The organism is Leifsonia sp. Leaf336, from assembly GCF_001423695.1.
GTDB lineage: Bacteria > Actinomycetota > Actinomycetes > Actinomycetales > Microbacteriaceae > Leifsonia.
In genome coordinates this window covers 1462601-1484094 of sequence record NZ_LMOZ01000001.1, presented here as the reverse complement: position 1 = coordinate 1484094, position 21494 = coordinate 1462601, and the positions used below count along the sequence as shown (strand labels likewise).

General features: G+C 71.0%; 18 protein-coding genes. 1 reads left to right on the top strand and 17 read right to left on the bottom strand.

Going from position 1 to position 21494, the window contains the following annotated elements; all coding sequences use genetic code 11:
• Positions 1–59 precede the first annotated feature (59 nt).
• The 13 genes from ASF88_RS07170 to ASF88_RS07110 all read right to left on the bottom strand — a co-directional run bounded on the left by ASF88_RS07170 (position 60) and on the right by ASF88_RS07110 (position 15074).
• Positions 60–1517: a glutamate synthase subunit beta gene (locus ASF88_RS07170; protein ID WP_055915911.1), complete on the bottom strand. Its 1458-nt coding sequence runs from the start codon at positions 1515–1517 to the stop codon at positions 60–62.
• Positions 1510–6105, bottom strand: a complete 4596-nt coding sequence (gene gltB, locus ASF88_RS07165) for a glutamate synthase large subunit (protein WP_055915910.1) — start codon at positions 6103–6105, stop codon at positions 1510–1512. The genes ASF88_RS07170 and gltB overlap by 8 nt, the downstream gene beginning before the upstream one ends.
• Positions 6106–6299: 194 nt before the next feature.
• Positions 6300–7289 carry a prolipoprotein diacylglyceryl transferase gene (lgt, locus tag ASF88_RS07160; protein ID WP_055916832.1) on the bottom strand — a complete coding sequence of 330 codons (990 nt, stop codon included), beginning with the start codon at positions 7287–7289 and terminating at the stop codon, positions 6300–6302.
• Between the two features lie 121 nt (positions 7290–7410).
• A complete protein-coding gene (gene trpA, locus ASF88_RS07155; RefSeq protein WP_055915908.1) occupies positions 7411–8208 on the bottom strand; it encodes a tryptophan synthase subunit alpha in 798 nt (265 codons plus the stop codon).
• A complete protein-coding gene (trpB, locus tag ASF88_RS07150) occupies positions 8205–9416 on the bottom strand; it encodes a tryptophan synthase subunit beta (RefSeq protein ID WP_055915906.1) in 1212 nt (403 codons plus the stop codon). Before trpB ends, trpA begins: the two co-directional genes overlap by 4 nt.
• The gene (gene trpC, locus ASF88_RS07145) at positions 9416–10186 is read right to left on the bottom strand and encodes an indole-3-glycerol phosphate synthase TrpC (protein ID WP_055915904.1); all 771 of its coding nucleotides are present in this window, start codon (positions 10184–10186) and stop codon (positions 9416–9418) included. The genes trpB and trpC overlap by 1 nt, the downstream gene beginning before the upstream one ends.
• 3 nt (positions 10187–10189) lie before the next feature.
• Entirely contained in the window at positions 10190–10420 is a 231-nt protein-coding gene (locus tag ASF88_RS07140; protein ID WP_055915902.1) for a DUF6704 family protein, read from the bottom strand.
• Between the two features lie 86 nt (positions 10421–10506).
• Positions 10507–11229 (bottom strand): Trp biosynthesis-associated membrane protein, encoded by a 723-nt coding sequence (locus tag ASF88_RS07135; protein WP_055915900.1) that lies wholly within the window; start codon positions 11227–11229, stop codon positions 10507–10509.
• Entirely contained in the window at positions 11219–12760 is a 1542-nt protein-coding gene (locus tag ASF88_RS07130) for an anthranilate synthase component I (protein ID WP_055915899.1), read from the bottom strand. The genes ASF88_RS07135 and ASF88_RS07130 overlap by 11 nt, the downstream gene beginning before the upstream one ends.
• Positions 12757–13149 (bottom strand): phosphoribosyl-AMP cyclohydrolase, encoded by a 393-nt coding sequence (gene hisI / locus ASF88_RS07125; protein WP_055915896.1) that lies wholly within the window; start codon positions 13147–13149, stop codon positions 12757–12759. Before hisI ends, ASF88_RS07130 begins: the two co-directional genes overlap by 4 nt.
• Positions 13146–13910 (bottom strand): imidazole glycerol phosphate synthase subunit HisF, encoded by a 765-nt coding sequence (gene hisF / locus ASF88_RS07120; RefSeq protein ID WP_055915894.1) that lies wholly within the window; start codon positions 13908–13910, stop codon positions 13146–13148. Before hisF ends, hisI begins: the two co-directional genes overlap by 4 nt.
• Positions 13910–14749 (bottom strand): ATP phosphoribosyltransferase, encoded by an 840-nt coding sequence (gene hisG, locus ASF88_RS07115; protein ID WP_055915892.1) that lies wholly within the window; start codon positions 14747–14749, stop codon positions 13910–13912. Before hisG ends, hisF begins: the two co-directional genes overlap by 1 nt.
• Before the next feature lie 61 nt (positions 14750–14810).
• Positions 14811–15074: a phosphoribosyl-ATP diphosphatase gene (locus ASF88_RS07110; protein ID WP_055915890.1), complete on the bottom strand. Its 264-nt coding sequence runs from the start codon at positions 15072–15074 to the stop codon at positions 14811–14813.
• 129 nt (positions 15075–15203) lie between these two features.
• Here ASF88_RS07110 and ASF88_RS07105 point away from each other — a divergent pair, with 129 nt between their 5' ends.
• The gene (locus ASF88_RS07105) at positions 15204–16409 is read left to right on the top strand and encodes an MFS transporter (protein ID WP_055915889.1); all 1206 of its coding nucleotides are present in this window, start codon (positions 15204–15206) and stop codon (positions 16407–16409) included.
• 8 nt (positions 16410–16417) lie between these two features.
• On the opposite strand, the gene rpe is transcribed toward ASF88_RS07105, so the two are convergent.
• The 4 genes from rpe to ASF88_RS07085 form a co-directional block, all read right to left on the bottom strand.
• Positions 16418–17077 (bottom strand): ribulose-phosphate 3-epimerase, encoded by a 660-nt coding sequence (rpe, locus tag ASF88_RS07100; protein ID WP_055915888.1) that lies wholly within the window; start codon positions 17075–17077, stop codon positions 16418–16420.
• Between the two features lie 52 nt (positions 17078–17129).
• Positions 17130–18506, bottom strand: coding sequence for an RsmB/NOP family class I SAM-dependent RNA methyltransferase (locus ASF88_RS07095; protein WP_055916829.1), 1377 nt, complete (start codon positions 18504–18506; stop codon positions 17130–17132).
• On the bottom strand, positions 18503–19411 hold the full coding sequence (gene fmt, locus ASF88_RS07090; RefSeq protein ID WP_055915887.1) for a methionyl-tRNA formyltransferase: 909 nt from the start codon (positions 19409–19411) through the stop codon (positions 18503–18505). The genes ASF88_RS07095 and fmt overlap by 4 nt, the downstream gene beginning before the upstream one ends.
• A 79-nt stretch (positions 19412–19490) precedes the next feature.
• A complete protein-coding gene (locus ASF88_RS07085; RefSeq protein WP_055915886.1) occupies positions 19491–21494 on the bottom strand; it encodes a hypothetical protein in 2004 nt (667 codons plus the stop codon).

The following is a 21494-nucleotide window of genomic DNA, read 5'->3' as shown; positions in this document are numbered from 1 at the left end:
GTTTTTCAGTGCTCCGTGATTCTCGCGCCCCTGACGGCGCGTTCTCGTGGTGGAGGGGATCAGACGAGGATGCCCCGGTCGGTGGGACGGACCGGCGACGGCAACTGCGTCTCCCCTTCAAGATACCGGTCGACGGCGGCTGCCGCTGCCCGGCCCTCTGCGATGGCCCAGACGATGAGCGACTGACCGCGGCCCGCGTCGCCGGCGACGAACACGCCGGCCTCGCTGGTCTGGTAGTCGCCGTCGCGGGCCACGTTACCGCGGTCGTCGAACGGGAGGCCGAGCTGACCGCCCAGGCCCTCCTGCTCCGGACCGGTGAAACCGAGGGCGAGGAGGACGAGGTCCGCGGGGATCTCGCGCTCCGTGCCGGCCTTCGGCACCCGGCGGCCGTCGAGGTACTCGGACTCCGCGACGCGGAGGGCACGGACCTCGCCGAACTCGTTCGAGAGGAACTCGACGGTCGACGCGAGGTACTCGCGCGCTCCGCCCTCCTCGTGGGCGCTCTGCACCTCGAACAGCGTCGGGGTCATCGGCCACGGCTGGTGCGAGGGGCGCTCCGACGGCGGCTGCTTGCCGATGGCCAGGTTGGTCACGCTCGCGGCGCCCTGACGGTGAGCGGTGCCGATGCAGTCCGCACCGGTGTCGCCGCCTCCGAGCACGATGACGTGCTTGCCGTCCGCCGTGAGCTGGTCGGCGATCTGGTCGCCGGCTCCCGCCTTGTTCTGCTGGACGAGGTACTCCATCGCGAAGTGCACGCCCGCGAGGTCGCGGCCCGGGATCGGGAGGTCGCGCGGCACCATGGCGCCGGTCGCGACGACGACCGCGTCGTAGCGGGCCCGGAGGTCGTCCCAGGCGATGTCGACGCCGATGTTCACGCCGGCGCGGAACCGGGTGCCCTCGGCCATCATCTGGTTGAGACGCGCCTCGAGGTGCTTCTTCTCCATCTTGAAGTCGGGGATGCCGTAGCGCAGGAGGCCGCCGATGCGGTCGTCGCGCTCGTACACGGCGACCGTGTGGCCGGCGCGGGTCAGCTGCTGCGCGGCGGCGAGACCGGCGGGGCCGGAGCCGACGACGGCGACGGTCTTGCCGGTGAGACGCTCCGGCGGGTGCGGCTGCACCCAGCCGTTCTGCCACGCCTGGTCGATGATCGACACCTCGACCTGCTTGATCGTCACGGCCGGCTGGTTGATGCCGAGCACGCACGACGACTCGCACGGAGCCGGGCAGAGGCGGCCGGTGAACTCCGGGAAGTTGTTTGTCGCGTGCAGGCGCTCGATGGCCTGGCGGCCCTCCCCGCGCCACATCAGGTCGTTCCACTCCGGGATCAGGTTGCCCAGCGGGCAGCCCTGGTGGCAGAACGGCACACCGCAGTCCATGCAGCGGCCGGCCTGACGGCGCAGCTGCGCCGGGTCGCCCGCCTCGTAGACCTCTTTCCAGTCCATGAGCCGTACAGAGACGGGCCGGCGCTTCGGCAGCTCCCGCTCGGTCGTCTTCAAGAAACCCTTCGGGTCAGCCACCGGTCACCTCCAAGATCCGATTCCACACAATGTCGCCGTCGGGGTCGAGTCCCTCGTCGACGGCCTCCTGCCGCATCTGCAGCACAGCGGCGTAGTCGCGCGGCAGCACCTTCACGAACTTCGCCACGGTTGCGTCGAAGTCCGCGAGCATCCGCTCGGCCAGAGCCGAACCGGTCTCGGCGCGGTGCCGCTCCAGCAGGTCGCGCACGATCTCGATGTCGGCGCTGCCCAGTGGGAGGAGCTCGAGCTCTCCTGTGGCGAGCGCGTCGCGGTTGACGCGCTCGGTCTTCAGGTCGTACACGTACGCCGTGCCGCCGGACATGCCGGCGCCCAGGTTGCGCCCGGTGCCGCCCAGGATGACCGCGAGGCCACCCGTCATGTACTCCAGCGCGTGGTCGCCCACACCCTCCACGACGGCCGTCGCGCCGGAGTTGCGGACCAGGAAGCGCTCGCCCACGATGCCGCGGATGAACATGCTGCCCTGCGTGGCGCCGTACCCGATCACGTTGCCCGCGATCACGTTGCGCTCCGCCGGGAAGACCGTGCCCTGCGGAGGCCGCACGATGATCTGGCCGCCGGAGAGCCCCTTGCCGACGTAGTCGTTGGAGTCGCCCTCCAGCCGCAGCGTGATGCCCGCCGGCAGGAACGCACCGAGCGACTGGCCGGCCGAACCCGTGAGCGTGATGTCGATGGTGCCGGTCGGGAGGCCGTTCTCGCCGTGGCGGACGGTCACCTCGTGGCCGAGCATCGTGCCGACGGCGCGCTCGGTGTTCCGGATCGGCAGGGCGAGCGACAGCGTCGCGCCCTCGGCTCCGGGGTGCTCTGACGCGAGCACGTCGTGCGCGGCCTGGATGAGCTGGTTGTCGAAGTGCTCGTCGAGCTCGTGGTCCTGCGCCCGGCCGTTCTTGCGCGGCGCGTCCTCCGGGAACTCCGGGCCGCGCAGGATGGGCGTCAGGTCCATGCCCGACGCCTTCCAGTGGTCGATGGCGCGGTCGGCGTCGAGCAGCTCGGCGTGGCCGATGGCCTCCTCGAGGCTGCGGAAGCCGAGCTCGGCGAGGTACTCGCGCACCTCCTGGGCGATGAACTCGAAGAAGTTCACGACGAACTCGGGCTTGCCCGAGAACCGGGAGCGCAGCTCCGGGTTCTGCGTGGCGACGCCGACCGGGCAGGTGTCCAGGTGGCAGACGCGCATCATGATGCAGCCGGAGACGACGAGCGGAGCGGTCGCGAAACCGAACTCCTCCGCACCGAGCAGGGCGCCGACGATGACGTCGCGGCCGGTCTTGAGCTGGCCGTCGACCTGCACCACCACGCGCTCGCGCATGCCGTTGAGCATCAGCGTCTGCTGGGTCTCGGCGAGACCGAGCTCCCACGGCGTGCCCGCGTGCTTGAGCGAGTTGACCGGGGAGGCGCCGGTGCCGCCGTCGTGGCCGGAGACCAGGATGACGTCGGCCAGGGCCTTCGCTGTTCCCGCCGCGACCGCGCCGATGCCGGACTCGCTGACCAGCTTGACGTGCACCCGCGCCTGCGGGTTCGCGCGCTTCAGGTCGAAGATCAGCTGCTTGAGGTCCTCGATCGAGTAGATGTCGTGGTGCGGAGGCGGCGAGATCAGCCCGACGCCGGCCGTCGCGTGCCGCGTGCGCGCCACCCACGGGTAGACCTTCGTCGGAGGCAGCTGACCGCCCTCGCCGGGCTTGGCGCCCTGGGCGAGCTTGATCTGGATGTCGTCGGCGTGCGTCAGGTACATCGACGTGACGCCGAACCGTCCGGAGGCGACCTGCTTGATCGCGCTGCGGCGCTCCGGGTCGAGCAGACGGTCGAGGTCTTCGCCGCCCTCGCCGGTGTTGGACTTGGCGCCCAGCCGGTTCATCGCGATCGCGAGGGTCTCGTGCGCCTCCTTCGAGATGGAGCCGTAGCTCATCGCGCCGGTGGAGAACCGCTTGACGATCGACTCGACCGGCTCGACCTCGTCGAGCGGGACCGCGGGGCGGGAACCGGTCTTGAGTGCGAACATGCCGCGCAGCGTCATCAACGACTCGGCCTGGTCGTCGACGAGCTTGGTGTACTCGCGGAAGATGTCGTACCGGCGGGTCCGCGTCGAGTGCTGCAGCCGGAACACCGTCTCCGGATTGAACAGGTGCGGCGCGCCGTCGCGGCGCCACTGGTACTCGCCGCCGGTCGCCAGGCGCTCGTGGGCGAGGATGGCTCCCTCCGACGGGTACGCGCCGGTGTGCCGCGACAGGTTCTCGGCCGCGATCACGTCGATGCCGATGCCGCCGAGCTTGCTCGTGGTTCCGGTGAAGTACTCGTCGACGAACTCCTGGCTGAGGCCGACGGCCTCGAACGCCTGGGCGCCGGCGTATGACGACACGGTCGAGATGCCCATCTTCGACATGATCTTGAGCACGCCCTTGCCGAGCGCCTTGATCACGTTCTTGACGGCCTTCTCGGGCGAGACGGTGGTGATCATCCCGCTGCGGACCAGCTCCTCGCAGGTCTCCATCGCCAGGTACGGGTTAATGGCCGACGCCCCGTAGCCGATGAGCAGCGCGACGTGGTGCACCTCGCGCACGTCGCCGGCTTCGACGATGATGCCCACCTTCATGCGGTTCTCCGCACGGATCAAGTGGTGGTGCACCGCGGCGAGCATCAGCAGCGACGGGATCGGCGCCAGGTCTTTGGTGGAGTCGCGGTCGCTCAGCACGATGAACTGGGCGCCGGCCTCGATGGCCTCGTCGACCTCCTCGCACATCTCGGCCAGACGGCGCTTCATAGCGTCGGGACCGGCGTCGGACCGGTAGAGGCCGCGGACGGTCGTCGTGAGCCGGCTGCCCGGCCGCGGGTCGATGTGCTGGATCTTCGCAAGCTCGTCGTTGTCGATGACCGGGAAGTCGAGGACGACCTGACGCGCGTGCTCCGGACCCGCCGTCAGCAGGTTGCGCTCCGGGCCGAGACCCAGCTTCATGGTCGTGACGACCTCTTCGCGGATCGAGTCCAGCGGCGGGTTCGTGACCTGCGCGAACTGCTGCGTGAAGTAGTCGAACAGCAGGCGCGGGCGCTCGGACAGCACCGCGACCGGGGTGTCCGATCCCATCGCGCCGAGCGGCTCCGCACCGGTCGTCGCCATCGGCTTGAGGAGGATGCGGACCTCCTCCTCGGTGTAGCCGAACGTGCGCTGGCGGCGTGTGATCGACGCGGGCGTGTGCACGATGTGCTCGCGCTCCGGGAGGTCCTTGAGGTTGATGCGACCCTCGCCGAGCCACTCGCCGTACGGCGCACCGGCAGCGAGCTCGGACTTGATCTCGTCGTCCTCGATCAGGCGTCCGGCGACCGTGTCGACGAGGAACATCCGGCCCGGGCGCAGACGGCCCTTGCGCACGATGCGGCTGGGCTCGATGTCGAGCACGCCGATCTCGGAGGCGAGCACCACGAGGCCGTCGTTCGTCACGACGTACCGGCCCGGACGCAGGCCGTTGCGGTCGAGCGTGGCGCCGACGACCGAGCCGTCGGTGAAGACGATCGCCGCCGGGCCGTCCCACGGCTCCATGAGCATCGAGTGGTACTCGTAGAAGTCGCGACGCACCGGGTCGATCTCGGTCTGGTTCTCCCACGCCTCCGGGACCATCATCATCACCGCGTGCGGCAGCGAACGGCCGGTCAGCGAGATGAGCTCCACGACCTCGTCGAAGGAGGCCGAGTCGGACGCGCCGGGCGTGACGATCGGGAGGACCGGCGCCAGGTCGCCGAGCAGCTCGCTCTCGAGCTGCGACTGCCGGGCGCGCATCCAGTTGCGGTTGCCCTGCACCGTGTTGATCTCGCCGTTGTGCGCGATCATCCGGAACGGCTGCGCGAGCGGCCACGACGGGAACGTGTTGGTCGAGTAGCGCGAGTGCACCAGCGCGAGCTTGGAGGCGAACCGCTGGTCGGAGAGGTCGGGGTAGAACGGCTCCAGCTGAAGGGTCGTCACCATGCCCTTGTAGACCAGGGTGCGGCTCGACAGCGACGAGAAGTACAGGTCGAGCTCGCGCTCCGCGCGCTTGCGCAGGAAGAACGTGAGGCGGTCGAGGGCGATGCCGCCGACCGGCTCACCGCGCTCGCCCGTGCGTGTGCTCGACACGAAGAGCTGCTCGATGACCGGCATCGCCGCGCGCGCCAGGTTGCCGAGCTCCTCCGGCCGGACGGGCACCGGACGCCAGCCCAGGACGGTCAGGTCGTGCTCGGCCGCGATCTCGGCGACCGCGGTCTTGATCCGCTCGCGCTCGTCGGCCCCGGAGGGCAGGAAAGCGTTGCCTACGGCGAACCGGCCGGCCCCCGGCAGCTCGAAGCCGGAGACGGCGCGCAGGAACGCGTCGGGCACCTGCGTGATGATGCCGGCGCCGTCGCCCGTTCCGGCGTCGGAGCCGACCGCGCCGCGGTGCTCGAGGTGGCGCAGCGCCTCGAGCGCCGCGTCGATGATGTCGTGCCCCGCGGTTCCGCGCAGGGTCGCGACCATGGCGAGACCGCAGGCGTCCTTCTCGGCGGCGGGGTCGTAGAGACCCTGCTTGCCGGGGATCATGCTGAACCGGGTATGGGGAGGCGTGAGCGCCATATGTCGACCGTCCTCACAGTGTCGTGGATGTGGGGATTGGAGTGCGGGGACGCCTTCGGCCCGTTGCTGGGAGGGTTCCGCCGCTGTTGCGCCGGGCTTGTGTGCGGCCCGGGACGTCCGTGCGGTCAGAAGATGGTTACGGGATCGCCTCGACGGGTGTGTGATGTAGCCGTTTTGTCATGAGCCGACGGAGATCATCCGTTCGATGGGCTTGTGGCCTTGGCTCCTGCGGACGCGGTGGGCTCCCCGTCGCCATCGACGAAGTCCTCGTCATCCGAGTCCGTGTCGTCAGAGTCTACCTCAGCATCGGGGCGAACCCATTCACGACCCGGTCGGTAGACGCTCGGCTCCAGTCCGGTGTGCCGGCGGGACTGCACGATGAAGATCACGATTCCGAGCACGACGGCGAGGAACGCGGCCCAGACGTTGCTCGGGATGCCGAGCAACGAGAACTCGCTCGGGTCGATGCGGATGGACTCCAGGTAGGACCGGCCGAGGCCGTACCAGATGAGGTAGACGGCCAGCGTCTTGCCCCACTGGAGGCGGAACTTGCGCTCCAGGAACAGGATGACGACCACGCCGATGACGTTCCAGATGATCTCGTAGAGGAACAGCGGCTGGAACAGCGTGTTGTCGGGCAGGCCGACCGGGATCGCCTTGTTGCCCGCGTCGATCTGGAGGCCCCACGGCAGGTTGGTCGGCAGGCCGAAGAGCTCCTGGTTGAAGTAGTTGCCGAGCCGGCCGATGGCCTGCGCGAGCAGCAGTGCGGGCGCGAGGGCGTCGGCGACGCTCCAGAACCGCAGGCCGCTGATGCGGCAGGCGATCCAGATGCCGATGGCGCCGCCGATCAGCGAGCCGAAGATGGCGTTGCCGCCCTCCCAGATCGCGAACACGTTCCAGGGGTTCGCGCCGGCGTAGAAGTAGTCGGACGGGTGCGTGAACACGTGGTAGAGGCGGGCACCGATGATGCCGAGCACGACGGCCCACAGCAGGATGTCGAGGATCACGCCGGGCTCGGCGCCGCGCTTGGTGAGGCGGCGGGAGGTCCAGAGGGCCGCGACCACGATGCCGATCAGGATCATGATCGCGTAGGTCTGGATACGCCAGTGCAGCCCGAAGATGTCGATCGGGATTTGCTGCCATTCGGGCCCCGGGCTCGGGATGCTGGTGACCCAGCTGCTCATCGTCGCGACCACGCGATGACTACCTTTCGTGTCCTATGGAGTCCGGCGCCGAACGGCGCACGGCCTCCAGTCTAAGTGCAGGTCTGTGCTGTGACCGACTCGCGGGGAGACGGCGGAGGCCTCAGGCCGACGCGCCCTGCCGCGCGGTGCCCGTGGCGAGCTCGGCCGCGACGCGGCCGGCCCCGGCGACGCCGCCGTCGGCGAGAGCCTTGACGAGAGCGGACCCGACGATCGCGCCGTCGGCGTACTCGAGGACCTCCGCCACCTGAGCGGAGGTCGAGATGCCGAGGCCGACGCAGGTGCTCGTCGCGCCGGCGTCGCGCAGACGGGAGACGAGTGCGCGCGCCGCGGAGTCGACGTCGCTGCGGGCGCCGGTGATGCCCATGGTGGAGACGGCGTAGACGAACCCGCGGCTGCTCTCGACGGTCGTGTGCAGGCGGGCGTCGGTCGACGAAGGAGCGGCCAGGAACACCCGGTCGAGGCCGGTGCGGTCGGAGGCGGCCAGCCAATCGGCGCCCTCGTCGGGGATGAGGTCGGGCGTGATGAGCCCCGCCCCTCCCGCCGCGACCAGGTCGTCGGCGAAGCGGTCGACGCCGTACTGGAGCACGGGGTTCCAGTACGTCATGACGAGCACCGGGATGTCGATGCGCTGCGTGATCTCGCGCACGGCCGTGAAGCCGTCGCGCAGACGGAAGCCGTTCGAGAGGGCCTGCTGCGTCGCCGCCTGGATCACCGCGCCGTCCATGACCGGGTCGGAGTACGGCAGGCCGAGCTCGATGACATCGACGCCGTTCTCGGCGAGGGCCACGGCCGCGTCGATGCTCGTCTGCAGGTCGGGGAAGCCCGCCGGCAGGTAGCCGACCAGGGCGCCGCCCGCGTCCGCGTTGCGCTGCGCGATGGTGTCTGCCACACGGCTCACGACTGCACGGCTCCTTCGTCGATCAGGCCGAAGTAGCGTCCGGCGGTCTCCATGTCTTTGTCGCCGCGGCCGCTGAGGTTCACGAGCACGATGCCGTCGGGACCCACCTGCTTGCCGAGCTCGAGGGCGCCTGCGAGGGCGTGCGCCGACTCGATCGCCGGGATGATGCCCTCGGTGCGGCTGAGCAGGCGAAGGGCCTCCATCGCCTCGGCGTCGGACACCGGGCGGTACTCCGCGCGGCCGATCTTCGCGAGCCAGGCGTGCTCGGGGCCGACGCCTGGATAGTCGAGACCCGCCGAGATCGAGTGCGACTCGATCGTCTGGCCGTCTTCGTCTTGCAGCAGCATGCTGCGGGCGCCGTGCAGGACGCCGGGTCGGCCCTTGGTGATGGTCGCCGCGTGGCGCAGGGTCTCGGCGCCCTCTCCCCCGGCCTCGAAGCCGACGAGACGCACGTCTTCGTCGTCGAGGAACGCGTGGAAGATGCCCATGGCGTTGGAGCCGCCGCCGACGCAGGCCGCGACCGCGTCGGGAAGGCGCCCGGTGAGTGCCAGGACCTGCTCGCGGGCCTCCTCGCCGATGATCTTCTGGAGGTCGCGCACCATTTCGGGGAACGGGTGCGGACCCGCGACCGTGCCGAAGATGTAGTTGGTGTTCTCGACGTTGGTGACCCAGTCGCGCATCGCGTCGTTGATGGCGTCTTTCAGGGTGCGCGAGCCGGTCTTGACCGCGACGACCTCCGCACCGAGCAGCCGCATCCTGGCGACGTTCAGCGCCTGGCGCTCGGTGTCGACCTCGCCCATGTAGATGGTGCACTCGAGTCCGAACAGAGCGGCCGCGGTCGCCGTGGCGACGCCGTGCTGGCCGGCGCCCGTCTCGGCGATCACGCGCGTCTTGCCGATGCGCTTGGTGAGGATCGCCTGGCCGAGCACGTTGTTGATCTTGTGCGAGCCGGTGTGGTTGAGGTCTTCGCGCTTGAGGATGACGCGGGCGCCTCCGGCGTGCTGCGCGAACCGTGGCACCTCCGTGATGATGCTCGGGCGGCCGGTGTAGCTGCGGTGCAGCTCGTCGAGCTCGGCGTGGTATGCGGGATCGGCTTTGGCCTCCTCCCACGCGATCGTCAGCTCGTCGAGGGCGGCGACGAGGGATTCGGGCACGAATCGCCCGCCGAACTCGCCGAAGTAGGGTCCGTGTTCAGAACGAAGGGACATCAGGCTCCCAGGAACTCGCCGAGCGTGGCGACGGGGTCGCTCGTGACGAGCGCCTCGCCGACGAGCACGACATCCGCGCCCGCCGCCCGGTAGTGCGCGACATCGGCGGCCGACTTCACGGCCGACTCCGCCACGCGGATGACGCCGGACGGGTAGCGGTCGGCCAGCCGGCCGAACAGGTCCCGATCCAGCTCGAACGTGGAGAGGTTGCGCGCGTTCACGCCCACCAGCTGCGCGCCGGTGTCGAACGCGCGGCTCAGCTCCTCCTCGGTGTGCGCCTCCACCAGAGCGGTCATGCCCAGGTCGGAGATCAGGCCGTGCAGCTCGACCAGACGGGGCTGGTCGAGGGCTGCGACGATCAGCAGCACCAGATCGGCGCCGGCCGCACGTGCCTCGAGCACCTGGTACGGATCGGCGACGAACTCCTTGCGCAGCACGGGCAGCGACACGGCAGCGCGCACAGCCTCGAGGTCGGCGAGCGACCCCTTGAAGCGGCGCTCCTCCGTGAGGACGCTGATGGCGCTCGCGCCACCGGTCTCGTAGAGGGAGGCCAGGGCGGCCGGGTCGGGGATCGCGGCGAGGTCGCCGCGCGAGGGGCTCGCACGCTTGACCTCGGCGATGATCTTCACACGATCGGCCGGAGCCAGCGCGGCTAGCGCGTCGATGGCGGGCTCTCGGGCGGCCGCAGCCGCTTCGACCACGGCGAGCGGGCGCTCAGAGCGTCGCCGCTCCGCATCCTCCAGCGCGCCGGCGACGAGGTCGGCGAGCACGGGTTAGTGGCCCTTCGGCTGGTACTTGGAGCCGCCCACTCCGTAGCCCGCGCGCTTCATGATCCAGCCCACGATCAGTCCGATCACGGCGAGACCAGCAGACAGCCACACGATGATCGGAGCGTCGAAGAAGAACGCGACGGCTCCGATGGTGAAGGCGATCAGCATGATGATCACGGCCGTCCACGCCGCCGGCGAATGACCGTGGCCTGGCTCGACTGACTCGGTGCTCATGGGACTCCTGCACGTCGGGTGCGCCTGCGCCCGCTCATCAGGCAGGGGCGGCGCACGGTTGGTGGATCGGGAACCAGTCTAGTGGCTCACCGCGTGGGATCGTCGCCGCGGCTCAGCTCGTCCCAGCTGTCGATCGCCGTGTCCCTGTCGAGCGCGGTGGGGGTGTCGGGCGTGTCGGCCTCGGCCGCCTCGCGCGCCTCCTGATCGTCGTCGGCGATGCCGCCGGCCGCCTCGTCGTCGCCCTCGGAGAGCCCGGCGACGGCCTCCTCGGCCGAGCGGCCGTCCTCGCCGGCGAACCGCGCCTGGTACCTCCGCGACGGGCCGGGCCACGCGCGCACGAAGACGATGGCCAGGATGCCCGCGAGAGCGACGAGCACCCCGCCGACCACTGCGAGCCACGGCCAGAACTCGGTCGTCGTGCTCTCCACGAGCTTGCGCAGGGATGCCTCCCCCGCGACCCCCGTCGCCGAGGTGATCGCCCCGCCTGCGGCTCGCAGCGGGTCGCCCACGACCGAGACGGCCGAGAACACGATCGAGACGCCGAGCAGGATGCCGAGGATCGACAGCACGACGCGGAAGGCCGGACCGGCGATGGCGAGCGCCGCCGTCAGCGCGAGCCCGGCCAGCGAGAGGGCGGTGAGGGCGGGAGCCGCGGCCGATCCGGCGACGGTGACGGTGCCCGCGTGGTTCGCGACGTCCTTCACGTCGATGACGAACCAGGTCTGGGTGGCCGAGAGCAGCCCGAGACCGCTCCCCACGACCAGTGCGAGGAGCGTCAGGTACTTGACGCGGCGGTTCTCAGCGCGCACCCTGCACCCGTCTCATGCCGTTGGCGACGGCGACCGCCCGCAGCGGCGCCGCCGCCTTGTTCTGCGACTCCTGGAACTCCAGGATCGGCACCGAGTCGGCGACCAGGCCGCCTCCGGCCTGCACCCGGGCCACGCCGTCCATGATCGTGGCCGTGCGGATCGCGATGGCGAGGTCGGCGTCTCCGGCGAAGTCGAAGTAGCCGATCACCCCGCCGTACACGCCGCGCTGCGCCGGCTCGAGCTCGTCGATGATCCGCAGGGCCATCGGCTTGGGCGCGCCCGAGAGCGTTCCGGCCGGGAAGGTCGCGCGGAAGACGTCGATCGCACCGGACTCGGGCAGGAGGTCGCCCTCCACCGACGAGACGATGTGCATGATGTGGCTGAAGCGCTCGACGCGCATGAACTCCGTCACCTCGACGCTGCCCGCCGCGCACACCTTGAGCAGGTCGTTGCGGGCGAGGTCGACGAGCATGAGGTGCTCGGCCCGCTCCTTGTCGTCGGACAGCAGCGAGGCCTCCAGCTCGAGGTCCTCCTCCGGCGTCGCACCACGCGGGCGCGAGCCGGCGATGGGGTGCGTGAACGCACGCCCCTCCTGCACCTTGACCAGCGCCTCGGGCGAGGACCCCACGATCTGGTACGGCTGACCGTCCGGGCGCTCCAGCGACAGCAGGTACATATACGGGCTCGGATTGAGCGAGCGCAGCACCCGGTAGACATCGAGAGCGGAGGCCCTGCACTCGAGCTCGAAGCGCTGCGAGATCACGACCTGGAAGATGTCCCCGTCGACGATCCGCCGCTTGGCGGTCTCGACCGACGCGAGGAAGTCCTCCTCGAGCGTGCGCGACACCGGACTGCCGACGGCGGTGAGGTCCACCTCGGCGAGCCAGGCCTCCGACGGCCGGGCGAGCTCGGTCTGCATGCGGTCGAGACGCTGCTGGGCGTCGCTCCAGAGCGCGTCGACGTCGTGCTCGCCGTCGGCCAGAGCGTTGGCGATCAGCTTGACGGTGCCGGAGCGGTGGTCGATCACGACCAGATCGGCGACGAACGCCATCGCCTGACCCGGGATGTCGTAGTCGGCCGGCGGACGCTGCGGCAGCCGCTCGAGCTGGCGGACCGCCTCCCAGCCGATGAAGCCGACCAGCCCGCCGGTCAGCGGAGGTAGGCCAGGGATCCGTGGAGTGCTCCAACGCTCGTGCAGAGCCGCGAGGGCGTCGAGCGGGGTTCCGGAGGCCTCATCGCCCAGCGCGCGCTGAGCCGAGAGCCCGTAGTCGAGCCAGCGGACCTCGTCGCCGTCCTGGGTCAGCATGCCGAACGAGGCGGCGCCCACGAACGAGAAGCGCGACCAGATGCCGCCCTGCTCGGCGGACTCGAGCAGGAAGGTGCCCGGCCGGCCCGCCGCGAGCTTGCGGTAGATGCCGACGGGCGTCTCCCCGTCGGCGAACAGCTCGCGGACCACCGGGACCACACGATGCTCGGCGGCGAGCGCCGCGAACTCCTCGCGCCCGGTCGTGCCGCCTGCAGTGGCGATCACAGGTCCGATCCCATCTCGGCGGCGAGCTGTGCGCTCTCGGCGTCGGCCACCACCGGGTCCAGCACGTCCGCGTCGAAGCACGTGCGCGTGCCGGTGTGGCACGCCGCACCGATCTGCTCGACGGTCACGAGCAGCGTGTCGCCGTCGCAGTCCAGTGCCGCGCCCTTGACGTACTGCACGTGGCCGGAGGTGTCGCCCTTGCGCCAGTACTCCCGGCGCGAGCGCGACCAGAACGTGACGCGGCCCTCGCTGAGGGTGCGGCGCACCGCCTCGGCGTCCATCCAGCCCATCATGAGCACCTCGCGAGAGTCCCACTGCTGGATCACGGCGGGGACCAGCCCCGCGTCGGTGAACCGGATCCGTCCGATCACGTCGTCGATCGCGGTCATGAACGCACCTCCAGACCTGCTCGTCGCAGCTCGTCCTTCACATCGCCGATGCTCATCTCGCCCGAGTGGAACACGCTCGCCGCCAGCACCGCGTCGGCGCCGGCATCGATCGCCGGGACGAAATCGGTGACGGCGCCCGCGCCTCCCGAGGCGATGACCGGCACCCGGCTGATCGCGCGCATCTCGCGGATGAGGTCCAGGTCGAAGCCTTCCTTCGTGCCGTCAGCGTCGATGGAGTTGACCAGCAACTCCCCTGCGCCCAGCTCGATCGCGCGCTCCGCCCACTCCAGGGCGTCGATCCCGGTCTCCGTACGGCCGCCGTGCGTCGTCACCACGAAGCCGGAGGCCGTTCCGGCCGAGCGCTTGACGTCGAGCGAGAGCACGAGCACCTGGGCGCCGAAACGCTCGGCGATCTCGCCGACCAGCTCGGGCCGCGCGATCGCCGCGGAGTTGACGCCCACCTTGTCTGCGCCGCTGCCGAGCAGCTTCGCGACGTCCTCCGTGCTGCGCACGCCGCCGCCGACGGTGAGCGGGATGAAGACCTGCTCCGCGGTGGCGCGCACCACGTCGTAGGTCGTCGAGCGGTCGTCGACCGTCGCCGTGACGTCGAGGAAGGTCAGCTCGTCTGCACCCTGCTCGAAGTACCGGCGAGCGAGCTCCACGGGATCGCCCTGGTCGCGGAGGTTCTGGAAGTTGACGCCCTTCACGACGCGTCCGGCGGCCACGTCGAGACAGGGGATGACCCGGACCGCGACGCTCATCAGATCCGCGCCGCGTGGATCGAGGTGACCAGGATCGCGCGCGCCCCCAGCTCGTAGAGCTCGTCCATGACCTGGTTGGTGCTGTCGCGCTTGATCATGACCCGCACGGCGACCCAGTCCGGCTCGCCGAGCGGCGATACCGTCGGCGACTCGACGCCCGGGGTCAGGGCGACGGCGCGGTCGAGCAGCGCGACAGGGAGGTTGTAGTCGATCAGCACGTACTGCCGCGCGACCATCACGCCCTGGAGCCGGCGCAGCAGGGTGTCGACGCCGGCTGCGGGCGACGGCGACGACACGAGCACGGCCTCCGACTCGAGGATCACCGGGCCGAAGATCTCCAGGCCCTGCTTGCGCAGTGTCGTGCCGGTTTCGACCACGTCGGCCACGGCATCGGCGACGCCGAGACGCACGGCGGACTCCACGGCGCCGTCCAGCTTGATGAGGGAGGCGTCCACGCCGTTGTCGGCGAGGAACTGACCGACGAGCCCGGGGTAGCTCGTCGCGACGCGCTTGCCCTCCAGATCGGCGAGGTCGGCGTACGACCCGGCCGGTCCCGCGAAGCGGAACGTCGACGCGGCGAAGTCGAGCGCGGCGATCTCGGCGGCGGGCGAGTTCGAGTCGAGCAGGAGGTCGCGGCCGGTGATGCCGACGTCGAGCGCGCCGGAGCCCACGTAGGTCGCGATGTCGCGCGGGCGGAGGTAGAAGAACTCCACGCCGTTGCGCGGGTCGGCGACGATGAGCTCCTTGGGATCGCGGCGACCGTGGTAGCCGGCTTCGAGGAGCATCTGCGCCGCGGTCTCGGAGAGGGATCCCTTGTTGGGGACGGCAATCTTCAGCATGCGTTGTGACTTTCGTGACGTGACGGACGGAGGCACGGATCCGGGGATCCGGGAGCGGTCATCACAGATGTCGGTACACGTCGGCCGGGGTGAGGCCCTTCGCAATCAGCAGCACCTGCAGGTGGTACAGCAGCTGGGAGATCTCCTCAGCGGTGGCCTCGTCGGACTCGTACTCCGCGGCCATCCAGACCTCGGCGGCCTCCTCCACGATCTTCTTTCCGATGGCGTGCACGCCCGCGCCCAGCTCGCGAACCGTCCCGGAGCCGTCCGGGCGGGCCTCGGCCTTCTCGCTGAGCTCGGCGAAGAGGTCGTCGAAGGTTTTCACCGTTACAGCGTACTAGTCACCGAGCGGAGCCCGCTCGCGCGTGACGGCCGAGCACGAGGCATGGCCGAACGGGTGTGCTAATGTCGGCGGGTCTCATCTGACATATTCCATTCGACAAGGAGGTCCGCGATGGAACCTACGCCCCGCCCCCGACCCTGGCCACTGCTGCTCTGCTGGGTGATCGTCGCCCTCGACGGCTTCGACCTGGTGGTGCTCGGCACGGTCATCCCCACGCTGCTGAGCACGCGCGAGCTCGGGTTCGACGCACCGGCCGCGACCGCTGTCGCCACGGCGGGTCTGGTCGGCGTCGGCGTCGGCGCGCTCACCGTCGGGCCGCTCGCGGACCGCTACGGGAGGCGGCTCTGCCTCCTCCTCTGCGTCACGGTCTTCTCTGTGCTCACGCTCGCGATCGTGATCGCGCCGAACATCTTCGTGTTCGCGCTCCTGCGCGTGCTCGCCGGGCTGGCGCTGGGAGCGTGCCTTCCCGTCACCATCGCGTACGTCACCGACCTGATGCCGCGCGAGCGGGCGGGGAGGGCGACGACACTGACCATGACCGGGTACCACGCTGGCGCCGTCCTGACGGCGCTCCTCGCCCTCGCCGTCATCCCCGACTGGCGCGTGCTGTTCGCGATCGGCGGCATCGCGGGCCTCGTCACCGTCCCGCTCATCCGGCTCGCGCTGCCCGAGGAGCGCCGCAGACAGCAGGACGTCGCGCGGCCGACCGTGCGGCGGCTGGTCGAGCGCCCGTACCTCCTGATCAGCATCGGGGTCTGGGTGGCGTCGTTCATGGGCCTCCTGCTGGTCTACGGCCTCAACACCTGGCTGCCGCAGCTGATGCGGGACGCCGGCTACGGCTCCACCGACTCGCTCGGCCTGCTGCTGGTGCTGAACGCGGGCGCCGTGACCGGACTGATCCTCGCCGGCATCGTCGCCGACCGCTCGGGCACCAAGCGCATCGCGATGACCTGGTTCGCGCTGTCCGGCGTGCTGCTCGCGTTCCTCAGCGTCCGGTTGGAGAACGTCACGATGCTGTACGTCGCCGTCTTCGTCACGGGCGTCTTCGTGTTCTCGGCTCAGGTGCTCGTCTACGCGTTCGTGACCCAGCTCTATCCGCCCGAGATCCGGAGCACCGCCCTCGGCTTCGCCGCCGGCATCGGCCGTCTCGGCGCCATCGTCGGCCCTGCGATCACCGGGGTCCTGGTGTCCGCAGGCCTCGCCTACCCGGGAGGCTTCTACGTGTTCGCCGCCGCCGCGATCCTCGCCGTGGGTGCGCTCGCCATCGTCCCGGTGCACGCGCGCATCGCGGCGAAGCCGGTTCCGGCGCCGGAGTAGGGGCGTCGTCAGTGCGCGTGGCCCGCGACGGCGGCCCGTAGCGCGGCGATCCGCTCGGCGGGCTCTCCCCGGAAGACGCTGGAGCCGGCGACAAACGTGTCGGCGCCGTTCTCGGCGGCCGTGAGGATCGTCTCCTCGGTGATGCCGCCGTCGACCTGCAGCCAGACGTCGAGACCGCGCGCTTCGACGGCCTCCCGGAGCGAACGCAGCTTCGGCATCGTCTCGACCATGAACGATTGACCGCCGAATCCCGGCTCCACGGTCATCACCAGCACCTGGTCGAACTCGGCGAGCAGGTCGAGGTAGCCGTCGACCGGCGTACCCGGCTTGAGCGCGATGCCCGCTCGGGCGCCGATGGCACGCAGTCGGCGGGCGAGCCCCACCGGATCGGCCGCGGCCTCCGCATGGAACGTCACCGAGAAGGCGCCCAGCTCCGCATAGCCGGGAGCCCAGCGATCCGGGTCGTCGATCATCAGGTGCACATCGAGCGGTATCGGGCTGACGTCCTGGATGCGACCGGCCATCTGCGGGCCGAACGTGAGGTTGGGAACGAAGTGGTTGTCCATGACGTCCACGTGCACGAGGTCCGCGGTGGCGATTCTCCCGAGATCGCGCTCGAGGTTCACGAAGTCGGCCGCCAGGATGCTCGGATTGATACGCGTCGCCATGCGACCAGCCTATTGGCGCTGTCCGCTCCGCTCGGCCGGACCGGCCGAGCGGTTACGAGACCGCCTTCTCGAGCACCACGATGAACATGGCATCGGTCAGATGGCGGTGCGGCCAGAGCTGGACCAGCTGGGGATCGCCCGCCAGATCGAGTCGCTCGTTCGCGACCGATTGCACGATCTCGGCGCTATCGGCCGTGCTCAGGACGCCGCGATGGCGGTCGAGGGCGTCCGCGACCACCGCGCGGGTCTCCGCGACGTGGGGCGAGCACGTCACGTAGACGAGGACGCCTCCCGGTTTGAGCGCCTCCACTGCGGCGTCGATCAGGCGCGCCTGCAGCCCGGTCAGCTCGGCGACGTCGCGGGGCGTCTTGCGCCAGCGCGCCTCCGGGCGGCGACGCAGCGCGCCGAGGCCGGTGCACGGCGCGTCGAGCAGGATGCGGTCGAAAGCGTGCGGCTCGCTCCGCCCGATGTCCACGCCGTCGCGCTCCCACACCGGGACATCGAGCGGGACGGCGGCGAGCGCCCGGCGCACCAGCTCGGCACGTGCGGGCATCACCTCGTTGGCGACCAGGCTCGCCCCGCCCGCGAACGCCTCCGCGGCGAGCAGTGCCGCCTTGCCACCCGGTCCGGCGCAGAGATCGAGCCAACGCTCGCCCTCCACGATGGGCCGCGCGCGGGTGAGGGCGAGCGCCGCGAGCTGCGAGCCCTCGTCCTGCACGCGCAGGCGGCCTTCCGCCTCGGTCACCAGCCCTTGCGGGTCTCCCCCGCCCGCCGTGAAGCCGACGGGCGAGAAGCGGTCCGGCCGCGCTCCGCTGGGAGGCTCGGCGAGACCGGGCAGCGCGACCAGGTTGACGCGCGGTGCGGTGTTGTCGGCCTCCAGCAGAGCCTCCAGCTCCGTCTCGCGGCCCTCCGCTTCGAGGGAACGACGGAACGCCCTCACGATCCAGGCGGGGTGGGAGGTGAGCGCCGCGAGCCGCTCGTCCTCGTTCGTCACGCCCGCAAGCACCCGCTCGCGCCACTCGTCGGGCGTCGAGCGGCCGATCTCACGCAGCACACCGTTGACGAAGCCCGTTCCCGACCGGCTGCCGACCAGGCGCGCGAGCGCGACGGACTCGTTGACCGCCGCGTGCGACGGCACGCGGGTCGACAGCAGCTGGTGGGCTCCGAGCCGGAGCACGTCGAGCAGCGGCGGGTCGATCTTGTCGACCGTGCGACCGGCGGCTCGGGCGATGACGCGGTCGTAGTAGCCCTGCATCCGCAGGGTGCCGTAAGTCAGCTCCGTCGCGAGGGCGGCGTCGGCCGGCGACAGTCGCGCTCGCGCGATCCGGCCGGGCAGCAGAAGGTTGGCGTAGGCGTCCGACTCCCGCACGGCGGACAGCACGTCGTAGGCGACCCGGCGCGAGGGCTGGACTCTGGTGCGGTCGTTCACGAGAGCACCGCCGATCCGCCGGCGCCGCGCCACCAGTCGGCGGCCGCCATCGCGCGTTTGCCCGCCGGCTGCACGGTGACGAGCTCGAGCGGTGTGGTGCCGGTGCCGACCTCGATGCGTCCGTCGACGTCGGCGACCACGCCGGGCGGCAACGACAGGCCCTCGGTGGGGCGCGCCGCGTGCACCTTGAACCGCTCGCCGTCGAGCAGCACCCAGGCGCCCGGTTCCGGGGTGACGCCGCGCAGCCGCGCGTACACCTCGTCGACCGGGAGGGTCAGGTCGAGTCGAGCGTCGTCGATCGTGAGCTTGGGCGCGAGCACGGCCTCGCCGCTCTGCGGCACCGCGACGGCCGAGCCGTCGGCGATCGCCGACACTGTGTCGGCGAGCAGCACGGCCCCGTCCTGCGCCAGGGAGTCGAGCAGCTCTCCCGCCGTCGCGTCGGCCGGGATCGGCCGCTGCAGCTGCCCGAAGACGTCGCCGGCGTCGAGCGCGGCGACCAGCTGGAAGACGGCAGCGCCGGTCTCTGTGTCGCCGGCCATCACGGCCCGCTGGACCGGCGCGGCCCCCCGCCAGCGCGGAAGCAGCGAGAAATGCAGATTGACCCATCCGAGCCGCGGAGTGGAGAGCAGCGGCTCGCGCACCAGACCGCCGTACGCGACGATGACGCCGAGGTCGGCACGCAGGTCGGCGACCTGCTCGGTGACGCCGTCCCCCAGCCGGTTGGCCTTGATGACAGGGAGGTCGAGCTCGGCTGCCGCCTCCGCGACAGGCGACGGGGTCAGCACGCGCTTGCGGCCGAGCGGGGCGTCCTCGCGCGTGATGACGGCGGCGAGCTCGAAACGCTCGGCGAGGACGGTGAGTGAGGGGACGGCGACGGCGGGCGTGCCGGCGAAGACGAGGCGCATGGCAAGGTTCTTTCGGTGGGGTCAGCGAACGAGTCTACCCGCGCTCGCCGTCCTCGCGCCCGGCGAGGGACACGCGCGCTCAGAGGATCTCGGGGTCGTCGAAGCGGACGCGGAGGGTCGGCGCCGGCCGGTAGCCGGGACGGCCTCCCGGAGCCTTGCGCCGCTGGGTCGCGTTGCGCACGACGGCCGCACGCACGGTAGCGGCGACCTCCGCCCCTCGCGCATACTCGAAGCGGAGGATGGCGCGGACCGTCTTCTCGTCGACCTCCGCAGGCCCGAGCACATCGATCAGGAGACCGGGATCGACGGCGTCGAGCACCCCGCTGACCGCGCTCTCCGCCCCCGTGACCGACGCGAGCCGCACTGCGGGCGGGAACCGCAACTGGCGACGGTCGGTCAACTCCTCGCGCGCGAAGTCGACGAGTCGATCGGTCGCGAAGTCCCTGGCGAGATCGCCTGAGACCCCCACGAGCAGCGTCGGAGCCCCGGGTGAGGCCAGGACCGACGCGCTCGTCCACCAGCGCAGACAGTCCTCCGCGACGTGGAGGGTCTCCCTCGCCAGCATCCTTTCGCCGTCGAGCAGCAGCACGGCCTGGTAGCCGCCGTCGGCGATCGGCTCGGCGCCACGGGTGGCGACGACCAGCGCGGGAGCCGACCCGACGCGAAGCACCGGGTGGTCGCCGTCGGCGAGGACGACCCGGGTGCCGGGGAACGCCCGTCCCAGCTCCTCCGCCGTGCGCCCGGAGCCAGGCGTGACCATCCGCAGCTTGGTGTGCTCGCAGCGGGTGCAGCTCCACTCGGTCGCCAGCGCACCGCACCACCCGCACGAGGGCGTCGCGCCCGCGCGGCGCACGCCGAGCGGGCCCGAGCACTTCGCGCAGCGCGCGGCCTGGCCGCAGTGCGCGCACGACAGCACCGGCAGGTAGCCCGGTCGCGCGACCTGCACCAGCACCGGCCCCCGCTCGCGGCCGCTCTCGCCGCTGAGTGCCTCGCGCGCCGCCCGCCACGCCGACGACGGGATGCGCGCAGCGCGTGCCGCCGGCTCGGAGGCGCTCTGATTGGCGGTCAGCACGACCTTCGGCGAGTAGGCGCGCTCCGGACCGACATCGCGCAGCCAGCCGAGCTCGACCAGTCGTTGCGCTTCGACACTGCGCACCAGGCCGCTCAGGACGAGCGCACAACCTTCCAGCTCCTGCCGCACCAGCGCGGCGTCCCTGGCGTGCACGTACGGGCTCAGCGGCTCGGCCAGCAGTGGGTCGCTGTCCTCCCAGACCACGACGAGACCGAGCTCGGCGGCGGGCGCGTAGACCACCGAACGGTTGCCGATGACGATCCGCGGACCGGAGAGCGCCGCGAGGAAGCCTTTGTAGCGGTCGGGGTTCGACTGGGAGGCGTCGGCGCGCACCACGGCGTCCCCCGGGGCGATCGCTGCCAGCGCCGCCGCCAGCTGTTCGAGGTCGCGGTGATCGGGCACGGCGAGGATCGCGGTGGCTCCCCTCCGCCAGGTCGCGGTGGCGATGGACGCGAGCGTGATCGCCCACTCGCCGACCCAGGTGCCGTCCGGGAGGCGGCTCAGCCGGCGGATCGGCCGAAGTGCGAGACGTTCCCCCGCCGCGACAGCGGCCTCCAGCGCGCCGGCGGTGTAGCCGCGCACGGGGAACGCAGCCGGCTCGCCCGCGTCGTCACGCGGTACCGGGGCCGTGTCGGCGGCCTGCGACAGCCACGCCTTCTCGACGCGCACCATCCGCGGCGGCACCGCGAGCCTCAGGATGTCGCTCGCCGTGCCCGCGCTCCGGTCGGCGAGCCGGCGGGCGAGCCGCCACACCGCGTCCGTCAGCACGGGGACCGGTGAGACGACGGCTTCGATCGGACTCAGCGAGCCCGAGAACGCGGCGTCCGGCTCGGCGAGCTCCACGACGTACCCGTCGGCGACCCGGCCTGCGGAACGCAACGGGACGCGCACCCGCACGCCCGGCAGCACCTGCCCCGCGAGCTCGTCGGGAACGCTGTAGTCGAACAGGTGGTCGAGCTGCGGCAGCGGCGAGTCCAGAACGACACGGGCGACCGTCATGGCCGCCTCCAC

Excerpts from the sequence above, each read along its gene's own strand:
- gltB (WP_055915910.1), bottom strand. The coding sequence starts at position 6,105 with ATGGCGCTCACGCCTCCCCATACCCGGTTCAGCATGATCCCCGGCAAG.
- lgt (WP_055916832.1), bottom strand. The coding sequence starts at position 7,289 with ATGAGCAGCTGGGTCACCAGCATCCCGAGCCCGGGGCCCGAATGGCAG.
- trpB (WP_055915906.1), bottom strand. The coding sequence starts at position 9,416 with ATGTCCCTTCGTTCTGAACACGGACCCTACTTCGGCGAGTTCGGCGGG.
- ASF88_RS07140 (WP_055915902.1), bottom strand. The coding sequence starts at position 10,420 with ATGAGCACCGAGTCAGTCGAGCCAGGCCACGGTCATTCGCCGGCGGCG.
- hisI (WP_055915896.1), bottom strand. The coding sequence starts at position 13,149 with ATGACCGCGATCGACGACGTGATCGGACGGATCCGGTTCACCGACGCG.
- hisF (WP_055915894.1), bottom strand. The coding sequence starts at position 13,910 with ATGAGCGTCGCGGTCCGGGTCATCCCCTGTCTCGACGTGGCCGCCGGA.
- hisG (WP_055915892.1), bottom strand. The coding sequence starts at position 14,749 with ATGCTGAAGATTGCCGTCCCCAACAAGGGATCCCTCTCCGAGACCGCG.
- ASF88_RS07105 (WP_055915889.1), top strand. The coding sequence starts at position 15,204 with ATGGAACCTACGCCCCGCCCCCGACCCTGGCCACTGCTGCTCTGCTGG.
- rpe (WP_055915888.1), bottom strand. The coding sequence starts at position 17,077 with ATGGCGACGCGTATCAATCCGAGCATCCTGGCGGCCGACTTCGTGAAC.
- fmt (WP_055915887.1), bottom strand. The coding sequence starts at position 19,411 with ATGCGCCTCGTCTTCGCCGGCACGCCCGCCGTCGCCGTCCCCTCACTC.